At 70.5% G+C, this 1,835-nt stretch carries 1 protein-coding gene and 1 pseudogene; both read left to right on the forward strand.

What is annotated here, in order from left to right; all coding sequences use genetic code 11:
- Positions 1-1,360: cellulose synthase subunit BcsC-related outer membrane protein (locus G3N62_RS35385; RefSeq protein WP_206141544.1), on the forward strand; the 1,360-nt coding region annotated here is incomplete at its 5' end.
- Positions 1,361-1,369: 9 nt separating this feature from the next.
- Positions 1,370-1,705, forward strand: a pseudogene (locus G3N62_RS35390) (BcsE family c-di-GMP-binding protein); the annotation flags it as partial.
- Positions 1,706-1,835: the final 130 nt, after the last annotated feature.

The following is a 1,835-nucleotide window of genomic DNA, read 5'->3' on the forward strand; positions in this document are numbered from 1 at the left end:
CGACGTGACGGTCGCGGCCGGGCGCGTGGCCGAGGCGCAGGGCCGCTACGACGACGCGGCGTCGCTGTACCGGCTGTCGCAGTCGCAGGAACGCGCGACGGGCGTGAGCCCGGGCCGCGACGGCCTGACGCCCGCGCGGGCCGCGTTCGCGGAGCTCGAACAGCGGCGCAATCCCGAAATCGAGACCGGCTGGACGCCCGCGTACAAGTCGGGCGACGAAGGCGTCTCGTCGTATCGCGCCCAGCAGGTGCCGATCTATCTGCAGATGCCGGTCCGCTACGACGGGCACGTGTTCGCGCAGATCGATACCGTGCATCTCGACCCGGGCACGCTCGATACGAGCGACCCGGATGCGTATGCGCTGAAGACGTTCGGCACCTACGCGGCGCTCAAGGCCCCGGGCGGACTGCCGCCGCCGTTCCAGACGAATCCGTCGGCCGCCGCGCTGCTCGCGAATCCGCCGGGTTCGCTGCACCAGTCGACGACGGGCGTCGCGCTCGGCGCCGGTTATCTGTCGGACGCATGGCGCTTCGACCTCGGCACGTCGCCGCTCGGCTTCCCCGTGCACTACCTCGTCGGCGGCGTGCGCTACCGCTTCGACGCGGGCCCGGCAAGCTTCAGCGTGAATGCGTCGCGGCGGCCGGAAACGAGCAGCGTGCTGTCGTATGCGGGGATGCGCGACCCATGGACGGGCGCGGTCTGGGGCGGGGTGCGCCGCGATGGCGTGAACCTGCGCGCGTCGGTCGACGTCGGCCGCACGAACCTGTTCGCGGAACTCGGCGCGGGCGTGCTGTCCGGCCGCAACGTCGAACGCAACGCGGAAGTCACGCTGCGCACCGGCTTCACGGTGCCCGTGTACGAACGCGCGACGATGAAGGTCAGCACCGGCCTCGTCGGCAATGCGTGGCACTACGCGCAGAACCTGCGCTACTACACGTACGGGCAGGGCGGCTACTACAGCCCGCAACGCTACCTGTCGCTCGGCGTGCCGATCGAATGGGCGGGGCGGTACGACGCGCTGTCGTGGGACCTGACCTTCACGGGCGGGATCTCGAACAGCTTCGAGAAGGATTCGCTGTACTACCCGACGTTCTCGGGCCAGCGGGCCGCGCAGGTCGCGGCCGGGTTCGTGTACGCGGGCAGCTCGACGCGCGGCGTGTCGTTCTCGTACGGCTTCAACGGCGTCGCCGAGTACCGCGTGAACCCGCACCTGAGTGTCGGCGCGCAACTGCATGTCGACCGGTCGCACGACTACGCGCCGAGCTCGGCGCTCGTGTACCTGCGCTATGCGTTCGATGCGCGCGCGCAGCGCAGCTGGCTCGTCACGCCGACGCCGGTGCGGCTTTATTCGGATTACTAGGGGAACGTCGTGAATACGGAAATCGATGCCACCCGTCCCGCGCCCGGCGTTGCCGGTCTGCTGGGCCACCTGCGCGCGCTGCTGCGCATGGGGCCGGCCGGCGGCCGCGTCGGCACGCTGAGCCGGCTTGCGATCGACGGCCTGCCCGATGCATGGACGCAACTGGAGGCGGGGGGGCTGTACGCGATCTACGCGGCCGGCGGCACGCCGGCATGCGACGCGCTCGTCTGGGAAAGCGCGCGGCAGGCACGCACGCGCGATGTGACGGTCGTGCTCGCGCGCGACGCGGCCCGCGTGGCCGACCAGATGGCATCGCTCGGCGTACCTGGCGGGCGGCAGCCGGCCCGCGTGGCGCGGAGCCGGCGAGGGTGGCGTAGGGAGAGAGCGCGTAGGTCAAGGTCAGACTGGGCGGGGCGCGTTGCATGAGAACAATAGAGTTATCAGGAGTGTGATCATGCGGCACGTGAACGATCAA

Source organism: Burkholderia sp. Tr-20355, assembly GCF_017104685.1.
Lineage (GTDB): Bacteria > Pseudomonadota > Gammaproteobacteria > Burkholderiales > Burkholderiaceae > Burkholderia > Burkholderia seminalis.